Source organism: Paenibacillus contaminans (genome assembly GCF_003285015.1).
GTDB classification, from domain to species: Bacteria; Bacillota; Bacilli; order Paenibacillales; family NBRC-103111; genus Paenibacillus_V; species Paenibacillus_V contaminans.
Genome location: NZ_QMFB01000036.1, coordinates 1 through 16,431 on the forward strand (window position 1 = coordinate 1; position 16,431 = coordinate 16,431).

The window sequence follows — 16,431 nt, forward strand, 5'->3', positions numbered from 1 at the left end:
ACGCGGGTACGAACACCGTCACGGTTGTTGTAACAGCGCAGGACGGCACGACGAAAACGTACACGATCACGGTAACGCGAGCGAAGTCGAGCAATGCGGATTTGAGCGCGCTGACGCTGAGCGCAGGAGCGCTGGATCCGGTCTTCGCATCCGGAACGGAAAGCTACACGGTGAGCGTCGGCAACGCAGTTACGAGCATCGACGTGACGCCGACGGTTGCGGACTCGACGGCTACAGTGACAGTGAACAATGACACTATCAATTCAGGCAGTCCGAAGAATGTAACGCTGAACGCGGGTACGAACACCGTCACGGTTGTTGTAACAGCGCAGGACGGCACGACGAAAACGTACACGATTACGGTGACGCGAGCGAAGTCGAGCAATGCGGATTTGAGCGCGCTGACGTTAAGCGATGGAACGCTGGATCCGGTCTTCGCAGCCGGAACGGAAAGCTACACGGCGAGCGTCGGCAACGCGATTACAAGCATCGATGTAACGCCGACGGTAGCGGATTCGACGGCTACAGTGAAAGTGAACAATGACACCATCACTTCAGGCAATGCAAAGAACGTAACGCTGAACGTGGGTGCGAACACCGTCACGGTTGTAGTAATGGCGCAGGACGGCACCACGACTAAGACGTACACGATCACAGTGACGAGAGCGAAGTCGAGCAATGCGGACTTGGGCGCGCTGGCGCTAAGCGCGGGAACGCTGGATCCGGTCTTCGCAGCCGGAACGGAAAGCTACACGGCAAGCGTCGGCAATGCGGTTACGAGCATCGACGTAACGCCGACCGTGGCGGACTCGACTGCAAAGGTGACGGTGAATAACGACCCTGTCGCTTCGGGCAGCGCGAAGAACGTAACGCTGAATGTGGGTGATAACATCGTCACGGTTGTAGTAAAAGCGCAGGACGGCATGACAACGAAGACGTACACGATCACGGTGACGCGAGCGAAGTCGAGTAATGCGGACTTGAGCGCGCTGACGATAAGTGAGGGAACGTTGACGCCTGGATTTACAACAGGCGATGTCAGCTATACGGCAAGCGTCGGCAATGCGGTGACGAGCATCGACGTAACGTCGACCGTTGCGGATGCAACTGCGACAGTGACGGTGAATGATGACCCTGTCACTTCGGGTAGCGTGAAGAGCGTAACGCTGGATGTGGGTACGAACACCATTAAGGTAGTAGTGACAGCGCAGGACGGCACGACAGCGAAAACATACACGATTATGGTAACAAGAGCGAAGTCGAGCAATGCGGACTTGAGCGCGCTGACGTTAAGCGATGGAACGCTGAATCCGGTATTTTCCGCCGGCAATGGCAGTTACACAGCGAGCGTCGGCAATGAAGTGACGAGCATCGACGTGACGCCGACCGTAGCGGACTCGACTGCAACAGTGACGTTGAATGATGACCCGGTTGCTTCGGGCAGTTCGAAAAACGTAACGCTGAACGTAGGTACGAACACCGTCACGGTGGTTGTAACGGCACAAAACGGCACGACGAAGACGTACACGATCACGGTGACGCGAGCGAAGTCGAGCAACGCGGATCTGAGCGCGCTGATGCTGAGTGCGGGAACGTTGACGCCAGTATTTAATGCCGGTAATGAGATCTATACGGCCAGCGTCGGTTTTGACGTGACGAGCGTAAATGTGACCCCGATCGCAGCCAATACTGCGGCTGTAATTGAAGTTAACGAAAAGCCGGTCGTATCGGGCCATGCGGAGAATGTAACGCTTGACGTAGGCGCCAACGCGATCAAGATTAATATGACTTCCGAGGACGGCGCGACGACGAAAACGTATAACCTGATTGTCACGCGTCTATCCAACAATACAAGCTTAAACGAGCTGATTCTTACGCTAGGGGAACAGAACATAGCGGTGACAGGCGATAACTATTCGACTTCCATCACTAATGCGGTTTATAGCGCGACGGTTACCGCTTCCGTTTACGACGCGAATTCGTCTTTGCAAATCAACGGAGTGACCGTGGCAAGCGGATCGAGCAGCGATATTCAACTCGCCGAAGGGCCGAATACGATCGTAGTTAAGGTTACGGCTCAAGATCTAAGCGTCAAAGAATACGCAATAACGGTAACGCGTTTCGGGAATGCCGAGCTTAGCGGGCTGGCCGTGAGCGGCGTAGCCTTAACGCCTCCGTTCAATCTGAATACGCTGACTTATACGGGAAGTGTTTCTTATGACGTATCCTCTGTGACGGTGACGGCTTCGGTTTACGACCCGAATGCCAAACTAACGATTAACGGCATTGAAGGAAATACGAATCAAGCAAGCTTGCCGATAAGCTTGGCAGTAGGTAATAACGACATTGAAATCCTGGTAACGCCGACGCACGGAACGCCGCAGAAGTATACGATTACGATCTCCCGGGCTCCTTCGAATATGACAAGCCTGCTCGGACTGAGTATTAACAATGGTAACGTAAAGGTCGACAAAGCGGCTGACGAAAAAAGCTACTCCGCTACCGTCAGCAATTCCGTTTTGGGCATTACCGTGAAGCCTCAGCCGACGGATCCCGACGCTATCGTCAGGGTAAACGGAGCGGCGCTGAGTCCGGACGGAAACTCGGCAACCATTGCGCTGAATACCGGTATCAATGAGATTTCCATTTCCGTAACGGCTCCGGACGGTTCGGTTCAGGCCTATAAGCTTTTCGTGACCCGCCTTGAAGCGGCGACTCCGCCGGTCATCGTGACGCCTGACCCGCCGGCCGCCACGGTTCCCGATAAAGTAAAGATCGACGGAGGGGACGGTACGAACAATATCTCCATTGAAGTCGTTCGTGAACGGACGCCGGATGGACGGGTTATCGACAAGGTTACTGTGACGCCCGAATTGATAAAAGATTTGTTCGAAGCCGTTCCAGGCGGCGTTCAAAACATAATCAGACTTGTCATTCCGAAAATTCCCGAAGGAAGCAGCGAGTTCAGTTTTTCGTTTCCGACGAGTGCGATGGAGGCTATGAGCGAGTACGGCTCTATACTTCGCATCCAAATGGATGACATTCAAATCAATATTCCGAAAGAAACGATTGCAACTAACGTACAGTGGGGAGAAGGCATGTATTTCCGTTTCATCCCCATGGCGACGGAAGCCGTGAAGCAGGAGACGGTGAACCGGGTCATGACTTCGCAAGTCGTAACGGAAGCGGCCAGAGGAGGCATAGCCGTACTTCACGGTACTCCGATGACGATCGAGTCGAACGTCATGAACAAAGAAACAAAAATGACGTTCTCTCTCAAAGGCGCCGCCATTCCTGCGGATCCGCTGGAGCGTGAAGCATTCTTGGCTTCGCTGGGCGTTTATATCGAACATAGCGACGGGGAAAAAGTTCTGAAGAAAGGGCAGATCGAATACGATGGCCAGGGGAATCCCGTAGGTATCGAAATTGTTGTCACGAAGTTCAGTACATTTACGGTAATCGAGGTTCAGAAGAAGCAGGTCGGAACCGATACGTATAAAAGCTGGATCGACGGCTATCCGGACGGAACATTTAAACCGCAGCGGCTCATTACGCGCGCGGAAGTAGCGAGTATTCTTGCGAGAGTACTTTCCGATCCCGGCCGGAATAACGGCTCGCAATCGTTCAGCGATGTTTCCGAAAGCCACTGGGCGGCGTCCGCCATCCAAAAAGCTCAAGCTGCGGGTTGGATTAGCGGTTACCCGGACGGATCGTTCAAGCCGGATGCGCCGATTACGAGAGCCGAGCTCGCCGTCATTTTTGCAAGACTGAATAAGCTGGAAGCGGCTGCGGGCAGTGTATTCTTCACGGACACGCAAGATCATTGGGCCGCCGGTTTCATCCAAGCCGCCAAAGCTGCAGGATTGCTCGCAGGTTACGAGGACGGTTCCTTCCGTCCGGATCGCCAGCTGACGCGTGCAGAAGCGGTTAAGGCATTGAATACGCTGTTGAAACGACCAACGCCGGAGTTTGGGAAAGACGTATGGATGGATGTGACGAAACAGGAGTGGTTTTGGGCGGACGTTCAATCCGCTTCCGCATCCTTCAACATGATTCGTTATGAGGACGGCAGCAGTTTTACCAGTATGATTTCTGAATAACAGAGCGCGAAACTGAAAAGAAAAACCTGCTGGGCAGCGGCTCAGCAGGTTTTTTGTTCGTTTGGCGGCGAATTTCGCTGAAAGCAGCAGGTGTCGAGCCCATGTTAGCCTACTATCATCAGCTAAGCCCACTCCCTCAAAAAGTAAAACAAATTTGCTCCGGAGCCGGGTTGGCGACGGCTTTAACGGCGGTCGTTTTATGCCGCTCCTGAAAAGCCTCATGATCCGTGAGCCGATAACGGGACAGCAGAGCTTTGACGGTTTCTTTCACTTTTGCGCGGTATTCGGACGGCGGATAACCGGAGCCGTGATACATATTGCCGTAGGCGGCAGCCAGATGCTCGTCGTATTGGCGCAGGGCGCCGAAAAACCACAGCTTCACTTCGGGCGTACTCAATCGCATGACCGAGGACATGACGAACTGGGACCGGCAGCTTGCCGCTTGCGCCAACAGCTCCTCCAGATCTTCGGGCCGATCGGTTATATAAGGCATGACGGGAGCCAAAAAGACGCCCGCCGGAATTCCTTCCTCAGCCAGATGCCGAACCGCCTCCAATCTTTTCTCGGGAGCGGGAGTAGAAGGCTCAAACGCTTTCCAAACGGTCTTATTTAGCGTGTTGACGCTCAGGTTGACCGATATTAACCTCATCCGCTTAAGCAGGTCGAGATCCCGTAAAATCAAAGGAGAGCGCGTTGTAATGGTGGTCGGAACCTGGAATTCGGCCAGCACCTCCAAACAGCCGAGCGTGAGCTGCTCTAAAGCTTCCCTCGGCTGATAAGGATCGGTCGCCGTACCGATCGCAACGCGGCCGATGCCGTCCAGTCCTTTTTTGGAGCGGGCCCTCTTAAGAAGCTGCTCGCGCAGGACCGCAGGTGCGTCACTTTTGACGAAAATATGGTTTTGAAACGCATCGTCCGCTTGTTCGCCGAGAAAAGAATGCGTGGAACGGGCGTAACAAAAGCTGCAGCCGTGCATACAGCCGCGGTATGGATTGATTGACCATTCGAATGGCATGGAAGGCGCTTTGACAGCATTTAGCACGGATTTGATTTGTACCTTTTCGTAGCGGATATGCCGCTTCGGTTTCACGAAAATCACCGCCGTTATACGAATGTATGTTCTTGTTTAGACGAGTGTATCATAACGCTCGATCGCTCACAACATGGGAAAACTGGCAAAATAACAATCGTAAACGAAGGACATTTTTGTCCTGCCGCCGAAATAGGTTACAATAAGAAAGCAAACACACATGTATAAGGAGACTCGAATATGACCACTTTTGAACAGAAACTAGAGCAATATGCCGAGCTGATCGTCAAGGTTGGCGTCAACGTTCAGCAAGGGCAGCAGGTATTCGTCACCGGCTCGATCGAAATGGCTCCTCTTGTGCGTCTTGTGGCAGGCAAATCGTACGAGGCTGGAGCAAGCAACGTTCACGTTGACTGGACGGACGAGTCGCTTTCGCGCTTGAAGTACGAGAAGGCGTCGGACGAGTTTTTTACAAAGTTTCCGGAATGGGAAGCGGACAAAAGACATTCGTTCGTCGATGCAGGAGCTGCGTTCATCGCGATCATTTCCCCGAACCCGGATTTGCTGAAGGGCATCGATCCGCAGCGGATCGGCAATTTTCAGAAGGCGTCCGGCCAAGCGCTTGAAAAATACCGCAGAGCGGTTCAATCGGACAAAGTCAGCTGGACGGTTGTCGCGGCTTCGACTAAGGGATGGGCGACGAAGGTTTTCCCGCAGGACAGCGAGGACAGTGCGGTGGAGAAGCTGTGGAACGCCATTTTCGACTCGGTTCGCCTGAACACGGACAATCCGGTTCAAGCGTGGGATCAGCACAACGCCACTCTACATAAGAAAGTCGATGTTTTGAACGGGAAGCATTTTCATAAGCTGCGCTACACGGCTCCGGGTACGGAGCTTACGATCGAATTGCCCGAGAAGCATATCTGGGTAGGGGCGGGAAGCACAAGCGTCGACGGCGTTCCTTTCATGGCGAACATGCCGACGGAGGAAGTGTTTACGGTTCCTTACCGGAACGGCGTCAACGGCTATGTGACCAGCACGAAGCCGCTCAGCTACGGCGGAAATATTATCGACAACTTCAAAATTACGTTCGAGAACGGCCGCATCGTGAAGGTGGAAGCCGAGCAGGGGCAAGAGATTTTGCAGCGTCTCGTCGATACGGACGAAGGCTCTCATTACTTGGGCGAAGTTGCGCTCGTCCCGCATGAGTCCCCGATTTCGCAATCGAACATTTTGTTCTACAACACGCTGTTTGATGAAAATGCGTCCAACCATTTGGCGATCGGCAGCGGCTACGCGTTCAATGTGGAAGGCGGCAAAACGATGTCGCCCGAGGAGCTCGTCGAGAATGGCGTCAACAGCAGCATCACACACGTCGACTTCATGATCGGCTCCGCCGAAATGGATATCGACGGCGTCTACAAGGATGGCACGACGGAGCCCGTGTTCCGCAAAGGAAACTGGGCGATCTAATGATGAGCGGATACCCTGCGATGAAGTCGCATGCGGTATCCTTTTTTTTGGCTTAAATCGTATTTGAACCTCCAGTTACTGGAGATAGTAAAATAACGTATCGGAGGTGAAAGGTTTGCATTCAAACAGCGGCACGGATTTGCAGAAGTTTCCTGTTTCTGATTCTAGAACGGAGGTTGGAACCTTTACGATCGGGGAAGTAGCCAAAATGATTGGGTCTAAGGTCAGAACCGTCCGTTACTACGATGAGATCGGATTAGTAAAGCCTACTAGTTATACAGAGGGGGGGCATCGATTATATACGACCGAAGATATATGGCGTTTAGAGCTGACAACAACCTTGCGTTATCTGGATTTTGGCATTGATGAAATAAGCCAGCTGATTTCCGGGGAATTACCCGTTGACAAAGCGCTCGACTGGCAGATCGAATCGCTTACGACGCAGGTTAGCGCGCTTACAAATATGATTTCGATTTTGCGTCAAGCGAAGCGGCACCAAGGGGATTCCTTGCGCTATATGTACGATCTCATTCATGAAAAAGCATTAAATATCGAAAAACGTAAACAGTTCATTTCCGAGAAAGTAGAGGCCTCTCATATTTTTGACGGGATTCCTTCAGAATGGAGAGATCCTATGTTATATTTTTTCAATAAATACATTATCAATCAAGAAAAAATATCCGCTAAACAAACAGCCGCTTGGAATGAGCTGCAAGAACTCATAAGCAATCCCAAATTTATGAAGGATTTGAAAAACATTGAGTTTTTCTTCGTTCATATGGATCATCAGCCTCGTTATGATGCTGCCATATGGGTCAGAAAGCTTGAGGATATTCACGACCGATTGAACCAAGCTTTGGAGAAAAAACGGGCTGCCGACAGTCCTTATGTACAGGCCATTGTCGAGGAAATGATCATGCTGTATGCGAATTCAAAGCAAGCTTTCAATAAAGAGGATTTTCTCCGCTCCTTTGCCGAGTATGCCCAGAAAACCAGAACACCGCTTCTCGAACGCTGCAATACGTTATGTTCCATTATAAGTCCACACTTCAACCTGCTTTCAAAGGGAAACCTCGTGCTTTTTCAAAGCTTGCAACGGAAGCTGGAACAGATGGAAAATCAATCATGTGAGCAGCCCAAAGGCTAAGGCCTCCGGGCTGTTCGCATGTGGTATCAGCCTTTTTCCAGCGTAAACGCCGGATGTTCGCCAATATTTTGCTCCAATCGCTTAAATGGCTGCTGCTTTAAATAATGATCGAAGAAATCCTGCGAGTAATCGTTAATAAGGCGGTGAGCTTTTCGTATATCGACTCCTTCCATCTTTTCATATAGCGGTGAAAACAAATATAAGTCGGAGAAGCCCATATGCTTCATCTCATTAATTTTCATCCAGTAATTACCGCCAACGGCTACATGCTTGTACCGCGGCAGCGTTTCCTCTATAAATTTGGCAAACGCCTTATCATCCGTGCTTGTTGCATCTCTTATCGTGTCATCGGCGCTCATCATCATAAACGGCTTTTTCAGCCCTTCTTCCGGAACCCGCAGTTTGCCGTATAAAACGCCGTCCATATTGATAGCTGCCTTAACTCTGGAATCCGTCATTAGCATCTGCGCGCTAGTCGCCCCGCCAAAGGAATGGCCAAACATCCCCACATTGTTCATATCCATTCGACCTGTAAAACGGCGGTCCGGATCATTCCCCGCCAGCTTCTCCACTTGGTCCAGCACAAACTTGGCATCCGCCACCCAGCCTTCATTAGCTTTATCCAAGTAGGCGATGGAGCTGGTATCTTGCGGCACATAATTTGCCACACGGCCATTGGAAAAAACGGAAGCTGTGCTGCTGTAAGTGTGATCTATGCCTACCACGATATATCCATGGCTGACTAATTGTTCGATCTGAAAGGTGTTCTGATTTTTATGTCCGCTAAATCCATGTGAGAAAAGGAGCACCGGATAAGCGGGTTCCCGATTGGAAATTTCCGCATTCTTGATGGCATTTGTTTGGACATAACCGAAAGTTGTAAACAGAAACTTCGGCAAATTCAGAACCTGACTATACCCCTCTGCAAAAACATCCGGGTTGGAAATATAGGAATCCGTCTTTCCCTTAGCCTTCGAATCTGCAGGATACCAGATCTGTATCATTAATTCGCGCTTGTCGCCAGGATCCGGCGTGAGGGTTTCTTCCCGCCGATCATCCATCCAATCGTAGGTGACGGTGCCGATTTTGTACGGGCCTGTAGGCTTCTCGAAGGTGAATATCGGAAGGATAAGCGGCAGCGCCACGGCCACAGATGAATAGATGACCGCTAGCGCTGTCACCGTAACAAGCTTTGCACGGGGCATTTTTTTTGCAGTCCGCTCTACCGGCTCTCCGAGCTTGGACATCGATCTGACAGCGAAGATCAAGAGTGGAACTGCCGTCATCGCATAAGCCGGAATCATTTGCCAACGCATTCCTTCAATGACCCCATGCATCAACATGATGATGGCGGAAACGCCGAAACCAATAAGCAGCCCGCGCTGCGACTTGTTTTTGGCAAATAGGATCCAGCCAACCAGCAAAATATTGATGACAATAAACAACATCTCAAAAGATCTCATAAGAATAAAACCTCCTCGTTTACAATTAGCAACTAGCCGCTTGCTAATTCAAACGATACAATCTCCAGCAGGTGAAGATTCAAGCCTTATTTTGCGTTTATTATTTATCCGTTCGCAGACCGGCGGTTGTGCCGCGCTCAGCACCATGCATGGAAGACTGCGGCTTGACTTGCAGGCGATCGTTTGGCTTATAACCATTCTTTCCGGCCCGTTCCGAAGAGGAATCGGTATAATGGAAGAAATGTAAGCTTTAAAGGGAAGTGAAATGATGTTGAATAAAGAAACGGAAACGCGGCTGAGCAAGTTTATGACCAAGCTGCTGCGTCATACGCCAGGGGCTTACGGTCTCGTTCTGGATCCGACGGACGGATCGTACAGGCTGGATAAGCTGCATAGCGTAATTCGTTCGCAGCCCAATTGGTCCCGGGTCACGATCGAGGATATCGAACAGGTAGTGAAGAGCTGCGAGAAGCAGCGTTTTGAAATAAAAGACGGACGCATCCGCGCAAGGTACGGTCACAGTCATGACAAGGTTCAGTACGAGCCGGGCACCCCGCCGGATAGTTTGTATCATGGAACGAATACGCATGCGGCTCCAACTATAATGAGCGAAGGCATACGTCCGATGGGCAGGCAATACGTGCATCTGTCGGAAGGGACGCATTTTGCGACGCTTGCGGGGAAAAGGCGGGGGGAGCTCGTTATTTTGAGCGTCGATACGCGTAAGGCGGCTGCGGCCGGTACCCGGTTTTATTATGCAGGGAATGAAGTGTGGCTGGCGGATTCCGTACCTCCTTCATGCTGTGCGATTTTTACGAACACCAAGGAGGAAGAAGGCAATGAATAAACAAATCGTCGATATTGGCGTTAATCTCATCCATCGGTCCTTTCAACAGGATCGCGATCAAGTCATATCTCGCGCGGAAGCGGAAGGGGTATGGCCGCTCATTTTGACGGGTACGCATATGCGAAACAGCGAAGAGGGCGCCCGGTTTGCGGGCAAATTTCCAGGCAAGCTGTATACGACTGCGGGCATTCACCCCCATGATGCAAAAAGCTGCGACGCGGGAACCATCCCGAAGCTTCGCGAGCTAGCGGCGCTTCCGCAGGTCGTGGCCATCGGAGAATGCGGCTTGGACTACAACCGCGATTTTTCGCCGCGCGACGTGCAGCGCAAATGGTTCGAGGAGCAGGTGCGGCTTGCTTGCGAGCTGGATATGCCGCTGTTTCTGCATGAGCGCGAAGCGTTTCGCGACTTCAAAGCGATCCTGGACGAGCACAGGAGCCGGCTGGGACGGGCGGTCGTCCACTGCTTTACGGGCAGCGAAACGGAGCTTCGCGTCTATTTGGAGATGGGGCTGTACATCGGCATCACCGGATGGATCTGCGATGAACGACGAGGCAGCCACCTAAGGAAGCTCGTCAAAATCATTCCCCCTGACCGGCTCATGGTAGAAACGGACGCTCCGTTCCTGACGCCCCGGGATTTGCCGAACAAACCGGCCGACGGACGGAACGAGCCGGCGTTTTTGCCGCATATCGTCAAGACGATCGCAAAGTGCGTGGGCAAAAGCTTCGACGAAATGGCCGAGTCGACGACGAAGACGGCGAAGGCGTTTTTCGGGGTGTAGGCGTCGAATATCGAAAGTCCGGTAAACGATCGTTATAACGAAACTTTCCGCTCTACGGTGATTGACCGCCGCGGGTGGTGCCGCTATGATAAAAGTACTTAAACGAAAGGAGGCCGAAGACGATGACCGCAAGTATTCAGAAGTCGAACATAGTGCCGCCAATTGCAAACGAACGTTCATCGCTCGTCGGCCTCTACGGAGAAACATGATAGACGGGGATTGTTTTCCGTATTCACGGGAAACGATCCGCTTCTTTGCCGAACCGACCGAGCCGTGGACGAAACGTCCGCGGTTTTTTCGTGTTTGCAGCACGTGGGCGCAGATCTAAAGCGCGGTAAACGCGCCGCCTAGAAGAACGGCGAAGCCGGATATTTTGGCTCCCGTTCGCGCGGGTAAACGATATTTTTCAACTAGAAAGGGTTATTTATATATGGAAACAATCATGAACGATGCCTATTACAGGCAAGTAAAGCTTCCGGCGGGGCTGCTGCACGTGTACGCCAGCTCGCCGTTATACGAAACGCTCGACTACAAAGTATTCGAGATGGCCAACAACAATCTGCAAATTCCGAACCAGCGGTATATGAGCTACACCCCGGACGTCCATGTGGGCGTCGGCACATGCATCGGCACGACGGCGGTTTGGGATGCGGGAGACGGCTACGTATCGCCTTCCATCGTAGGCAGCGATATCGGCTGCGGGATGCGCGTGCATCTGACCAACATGCACCGAGACGAGCTGAAAGAGGTGAAGCTGCGCCGCAAGCTTGTGAAAGCGATCGAGCGGAATATGCCGGTGGAGGAGCATGCGCGGGGATATTTTTCGGATATCCGGCTGGAGCATGTGGTTGCGAAGGGCCTGCACGGCCTACCCAAAAAGTACGTCCCCGACCACTACTCGCCGCGCAAGGCGACTTCGCTGACGCATGTGGAGCGCAGCAAATTCCATTTCGATCAGGAAGCGCTCGACCGTCTGCCCGCCAACGTCTGGCACCGCTCGCACCGGCAGCTCGGTACGCTTGGGAACGGGAATCATTTTGTAGAGATTCAGGCGGTGGAAATTGCCGAAGAAAACCGGGAGGTTGCGGAGAAATGGGGGCTTTTTGACGGGCAGGTCATCGTGATGATCCACTCCGGCTCGCGCGCTTGGGGAGGGGCGGTCAGTCAGCACGGCAGCACCGATATGGCCAAAATGATGCGCAGCGCCGGGCTCGGCACGGCGGATCCGAGGCTTGTTTTCGGCCCGCTCGATCATCCGGCGTCGCAGGTATATGTCAATCTTATGTATTCGGCGCTCAATTACGCGGTCGTCAACCGGCATTTGATCGCATACGCCGTTCGCGAAGCCGGGCAAGAGGTGTTCGGCTCCAAATTTCAGATGACGACGCTGTATGATTTGATGCATAACTATGCATGGGAGGAGTCGCATGAGGGCGCATCGCGCTTCGTGCACCGGAAAGGGGCTACGCGTTCGCTGCCGCCGGGTCATCCGGACAATCCCGCCCCCTATATGGAAACGGGGCATCCGGCGCTTATACCGGGATCGATGGGGACGGCCTCTTACTTGATGGTCGGCAGGCCGGGAGGCGCGAGCAATTATCATTCGATTTGCCACGGCGCTGGCCGCATTCGTTCCCGGAGCGCTACGAAACGGCTGATAACGATCGACGAGTTTTCGTCGTCGCTGCGGGTCGGAACAGAGGACGAAGTGGTCGTCAATCACCGGTCGCTTGAAACGATTTTGGACGAATCGCCGCAGGCCTACAAAGATGTGGATCAAATTATCGAAAGCGTCGTGGGGGCCGGCTTAGCCGAAGTGGTAGCCAAATGCAAGCCGCTGGCGACCGTCAAAGGAGCGTAACATGAGCGAAACGAGAACAGAAATGAACGCGAAGCAGACGTTAGTAGCGAAAGTTAAGTCAGATGCGGCGCAATTGGGTGACGCGAAAGCCAAGCCAGATGCGATAAAGCAGCCGGCCATAGCGAAAGCTGAGCAAGCAGCGACCAAGCAGCCATCCGAGGCGAAAGCCGGTCAAGCGGTGGTCGAGAGGCAGTCCGAGGCTAAAGCAGAGTCAATGGTGGTCGAGCAGCCGTCTGAGGCGAAAGCGAAGTCAGCGGCGATCGGGCAGCCGTCCGTGGCGAAAGCGGCGGTCAGACAAACGGCCTCGGCTAAAGCCAAGGCCGCGGCGATCAAGCTGTCGGCTGAGCAAAGCAAGCCTTCGCCGTTGTACGAGGACTTCGCCTATGTCATTCGGGCCGTTCATGCGATGCTGGCGAACAAGTACGGGAAGGCGTTCCACATGTACGAAAGCGACGACGGCAATGAGGAATATTGGACGATGCTGGAGGAAGACGTCCGCGGGAACGGCGGCGGGGTCGAGCTGGTCGGACGTATTTTCGAGCAGGTCGAGTCGAAGGCGTTCGCTTACGATGCGGAAGCTTCGGAGGCGGGGCATCGCATTTTTCCGTCGGTGCGCAACAATGTGTTCGCTTATCCCGAGTGGGGAGTGGCGCTGGCGCGGGTGCCCGTTTTTCGGAACCACGGCATGTTTGCCGAGGACTTCGTGTTTGCCGTCAGCGACGAGGCGCTGCTGAATTTCCTCGCCTACACCCGCGAACGGCTGCGGGAACAGGACCGGCGAAGCGTGACGATTTATACGGACAGCCGTCATGGCATCGAGACGGAGCTGGTGCCGATGACCCGCATGGTGGAACGGGATGAAGTGATTATGAGCGACACGGTGAAAAAAGAAATTTTTCGCTCGATCGACCAATTTTTTATCGGCGACCGCGGGTTCTTTCAGAAGTTCGGAATCCCGTATAAAAGAGGGATTTTGCTGTACGGCAGGCCCGGCAATGGAAAAACTACGCTCGTCAAATCGATCGCCGGAAGCGTGAAGGCGCCTGTCGCCTACTGGCAAATTACCGAGCATACGTGCAGCGAATCGATCCAGGAAGTGTTCCAAGCCGCGGTGAAAAAAGCCCCGATGATTCTCGTCATCGAAGATATCGACTCGATGCCGGTGCAGGTCCGATCGTATTTTCTGAATATGCTGGACGGCGCGACGTCGAAGGAAGGCATTTTTCTTATCGGCACGACCAACTATCCGGAGAAAATCGATCCCGCTTTGATAAACCGGGCGGGCCGGTTCGACCGAGCCTACGAGATCAAGCTGCCGACGTCGGAGCTAAGGCTTGCGTATTTGCAGCGCAAAGGGCTGCAGGAGCTTTTGGGCGAGGATGGCATGCGGGACGCCGTTAGGCAAACGGACGGCTTTACGTTCGCACAGTTGAACGAGCTGTACGTATCGGCGGTGCTGGAGTGGCACGGGGAGGGGCATGTCAACGTGGCGGCAATCGCCAGAAGCATGAAGGCGGAGCACGACAAAGGGCGCACGCAGGTGTGGCTGAAGGATGAAGAGGAGCCGCGCGTCGGTTTTTTGGCGGCGGAGCGGGCATAGTCCTCTGATTATACCGGCCTGTAGGCCGGTTTTGGCGCGAGTGCGCCCATAAGCTTCGGGGTTCTTTTTAGCAGGATAACGGCGGTGGCTTCCGTTAGTACTGGATGTCCGCCGATTCCTATTTCCGGTATACCGCCAAAAGCGGTGAAAGCAGTCCCCAAGTGCTTTTTTTTAATAGCGACACATGCAGCGAGACGGCTCTTTGCGGAGTGATCTCGCTGTTATTTTTTTGTAATGGGTTCGGAGCCAGGCGCGACGTTCATATATTTTGTTACAGGGTTTGAAAGGAAAGCATGCCCGAATGTGGAAATGGTTAAAAGCCGGAAAGCGCGCGCGATTCGTCTAGGTTGTTCGATTCGGGAAGTTTTTTGTTTGCGCGCGGATCGCAGATTGCCGGTAACATTTAGCTGCTGTAAGTCGTTTTAATGATGTAAGGAAACGCCAAACTACTTTGCTCGAGAGGGATATGATGAATGCTGTAACCGAAGCTTATATCGATTCGCTCGCTTTGAATGCCGCCGCTATGAAGAACGGACGGGACTTGGCCAAGAAGAACAGCTTTCCGAAGCTGTGCAGGTCCGAAGACGAGACGCTTCTGTTCGGCGAGTGCAAAGGCAGCGGGAAAGAGCCGTACCGGTGCTCCGCCGATTTTGTGAAGCCCGAAAGCCCGGTGTTTCGCTGCTCCTGTCCGAGCCGTCAGTTCCCGTGCAAGCACATTTTAGGGCTGCTGTATGCTTATGCGGTCGGCAGCGCTTTTCAAACGGAGGACATTCCGGAGGATATCGCGGACAAACGGGACAAGGCGGTAAAACGGGAAGAAAAGAAGAAGGAAGCCATAGCCGGCGATGATACGCCTCCGGTCGCGAAGAAGACGAACAAATCCGCGTTAGTCAAAAAAATATCTGCGCAAATGGAAGGAATCGAGCTGCTTGACAAGCTGCTCCTTCAAATCGTGCAAACCGGGCTCGGCGGAATAGACGCCAAAATGGCGCGTATGCTCGAAGACCAGGCCAAGCAGTTAGGCAACCATTATGTGCCTGGCGTGCAGGCCGCTTTTCGCGAGTTTCTGCTGTTATTCCAAGGCGATGGCGAACGGGAAGCGATCTACACGGAAGCGATAGACAAGTTGACCTCCCTGCAGACGCTTGTTAAGCGGGGCCGGAGCTATTTGACGGCTCGAAAAGAAAACCCGGATACGCCTCTGGCAACCGATTCGGCCATCGAAGAATGGCTGGGGCATGCCTGGCAGTTGTCCGAGCTGCGCGAAAGCGGGCTTTTGGTGCGTGACGCCGAGCTGCTGCAGCTTGCGTTCCATTCTTATGGTGACGACGCTCGAAGCGAATACGTGGATGAAGGGTACTGGCTGGAGCTGGCAAGCGGCAAAGTGTACGCAAACAGGAATTACCGGCCGTACCGGGCGGTAAAGCATATGAAGGAGGAGGACACGCTTCATCCGGTTGTGAAGGCGAAGGAAGCGCTCGTCTATCCGGGTGATGCGAATCCTAGGCTCCGCTGGGAGGATCCGGTTTTCCGCGAGCCGGAAGAGCGCGATTTTGCCGCAATACGCGGGCATGCCCGGAGAGCGTATGCGGAAGTCATTAAGCAGGTAAAGGATCAGATGAAAAATCCGCTTTCGGATAAGCATCCGGTCGTCCTGCTGCATGTGAAGGAGATCGTGAAGCAAGGCGAAGCCTACGCGCTGGAAGACGGGCAAGGGAAGCGGATCGCGCTCGGCGATATCAAGCGTCTGCAGCAGCCGTCCGTACAGCTTCTGCCGCTTTTGAAGAAGGCATATTTAAAGGAACAGGCGATGCTTGTCATGTTCGAGCATGATTTGGGGACAGGCCAGCTGCTTGCTCAGCCTTTGACGCTGATTACCGAGCAAGAACGGATTCGGCTGTTGTATTGAAGCGATCGTAACTGGATTTTCTACAGCTAATTATTTGATTTTCGCTTAATTGGCTTAAGTAACTGGATTTTCTGAAGCTAAATATCCGAAAAAAGCGTATTTCCTGGATAACGGCGAAACTAGCTGCAGGTTTTCCATTTCGTTGCCCGAAACGAGGGGAAATGCGGAAAATAACTGTATGTTTTCCATTTAGCATACGATTGCGCGTAAGGTTGGC

The 16,431-nt window shown here is 53.1% G+C and carries 10 protein-coding genes; 8 read left to right on the forward strand and 2 right to left on the reverse strand.

Features of this window, described 5'->3' with window-relative positions:
- A partial coding sequence (locus tag DQG23_RS35665) for a cadherin-like beta sandwich domain-containing protein (protein WP_192894679.1) occupies positions 1 to 4,100 on the forward strand: 4,100 nt, incomplete at its 5' end.
- 136 nt (positions 4,101 to 4,236) lie between these two features.
- Here the strand turns inward: DQG23_RS35665 and DQG23_RS35670 are convergent.
- Positions 4,237 to 5,190: an SPL family radical SAM protein gene (locus tag DQG23_RS35670; protein WP_238178194.1), complete on the reverse strand. Its 954-nt coding sequence runs from the start codon at positions 5,188 to 5,190 to the stop codon at positions 4,237 to 4,239.
- Between the two features lie 180 nt (positions 5,191 to 5,370).
- On the opposite strand from DQG23_RS35670, the gene DQG23_RS35675 reads away from it, so the two are divergent.
- Together DQG23_RS35675 and DQG23_RS35680 are read left to right on the forward strand one after the other, a co-directional pair.
- The gene (locus DQG23_RS35675) at positions 5,371 to 6,603 is read left to right on the forward strand and encodes an aminopeptidase (protein ID WP_113035825.1); all 1,233 of its coding nucleotides are present in this window, start codon (positions 5,371 to 5,373) and stop codon (positions 6,601 to 6,603) included.
- Positions 6,604 to 6,709: 106 nt separating this feature from the next.
- Positions 6,710 to 7,750: a MerR family transcriptional regulator gene (locus DQG23_RS35680; RefSeq protein WP_238178195.1), complete on the forward strand. Its 1,041-nt coding sequence runs from the start codon at positions 6,710 to 6,712 to the stop codon at positions 7,748 to 7,750.
- A 26-nt stretch (positions 7,751 to 7,776) separates the two neighbouring features.
- On the opposite strand, the gene DQG23_RS35685 is transcribed toward DQG23_RS35680, so the two are convergent.
- Positions 7,777 to 9,213, reverse strand: a complete 1,437-nt coding sequence (locus DQG23_RS35685; protein WP_113035827.1) for an alpha/beta hydrolase family protein — start codon at positions 9,211 to 9,213, stop codon at positions 7,777 to 7,779.
- A gap of 268 nt (positions 9,214 to 9,481) precedes the next feature.
- Between DQG23_RS35685 and DQG23_RS35690 the strand changes: the two genes are divergently transcribed.
- The 5 genes from DQG23_RS35690 (at position 9,482) to DQG23_RS35710 (ending at position 16,214) form a co-directional block, all read left to right on the forward strand.
- Positions 9,482 to 10,060, forward strand: a complete 579-nt coding sequence (locus DQG23_RS35690) for an RNA 2'-phosphotransferase (RefSeq protein WP_113035828.1) — start codon at positions 9,482 to 9,484, stop codon at positions 10,058 to 10,060.
- Complete coding sequence (locus tag DQG23_RS35695) at positions 10,053 to 10,844, forward strand: TatD family hydrolase (RefSeq protein ID WP_113035829.1); 792 nt, start codon at positions 10,053 to 10,055, stop codon at positions 10,842 to 10,844. The genes DQG23_RS35690 and DQG23_RS35695 overlap by 8 nt, the downstream gene beginning before the upstream one ends.
- Positions 10,845 to 11,274: 430 nt before the next feature.
- Positions 11,275 to 12,705: an RtcB family protein gene (locus DQG23_RS35700; RefSeq protein ID WP_238178196.1), complete on the forward strand. Its 1,431-nt coding sequence runs from the start codon at positions 11,275 to 11,277 to the stop codon at positions 12,703 to 12,705.
- A gap of 1 nt (position 12,706) precedes the next feature.
- Positions 12,707 to 14,305 (forward strand): ATP-binding protein, encoded by a 1,599-nt coding sequence (locus DQG23_RS35705; protein ID WP_238178197.1) that lies wholly within the window; start codon positions 12,707 to 12,709, stop codon positions 14,303 to 14,305.
- 469 nt (positions 14,306 to 14,774) lie between these two features.
- Entirely contained in the window at positions 14,775 to 16,214 is a 1,440-nt protein-coding gene (locus DQG23_RS35710) for an SWIM zinc finger family protein (RefSeq protein WP_113035830.1), read from the forward strand.
- Positions 16,215 to 16,431: the final 217 nt, after the last annotated feature.

What these genes read in the sequence shown, in the direction of transcription:
- DQG23_RS35700 (WP_238178196.1), top strand. Translation starts at nt 11,275, where the DNA reads ATGGAAACAATCATGAACGATGCCTATTACAGGCAAGTAAAGCTTCCG.
- DQG23_RS35705 (WP_238178197.1), top strand. Translation starts at nt 12,707, where the DNA reads ATGAGCGAAACGAGAACAGAAATGAACGCGAAGCAGACGTTAGTAGCG.
- DQG23_RS35675 (WP_113035825.1), top strand. Translation starts at nt 5,371, where the DNA reads ATGACCACTTTTGAACAGAAACTAGAGCAATATGCCGAGCTGATCGTC.
- DQG23_RS35710 (WP_113035830.1), top strand. Translation starts at nt 14,775, where the DNA reads ATGAATGCTGTAACCGAAGCTTATATCGATTCGCTCGCTTTGAATGCC.
- DQG23_RS35695 (WP_113035829.1), top strand. Translation starts at nt 10,053, where the DNA reads ATGAATAAACAAATCGTCGATATTGGCGTTAATCTCATCCATCGGTCC.
- DQG23_RS35685 (WP_113035827.1), bottom strand. Translation starts at nt 9,213, where the DNA reads ATGAGATCTTTTGAGATGTTGTTTATTGTCATCAATATTTTGCTGGTT.
- DQG23_RS35690 (WP_113035828.1), top strand. Translation starts at nt 9,482, where the DNA reads ATGTTGAATAAAGAAACGGAAACGCGGCTGAGCAAGTTTATGACCAAG.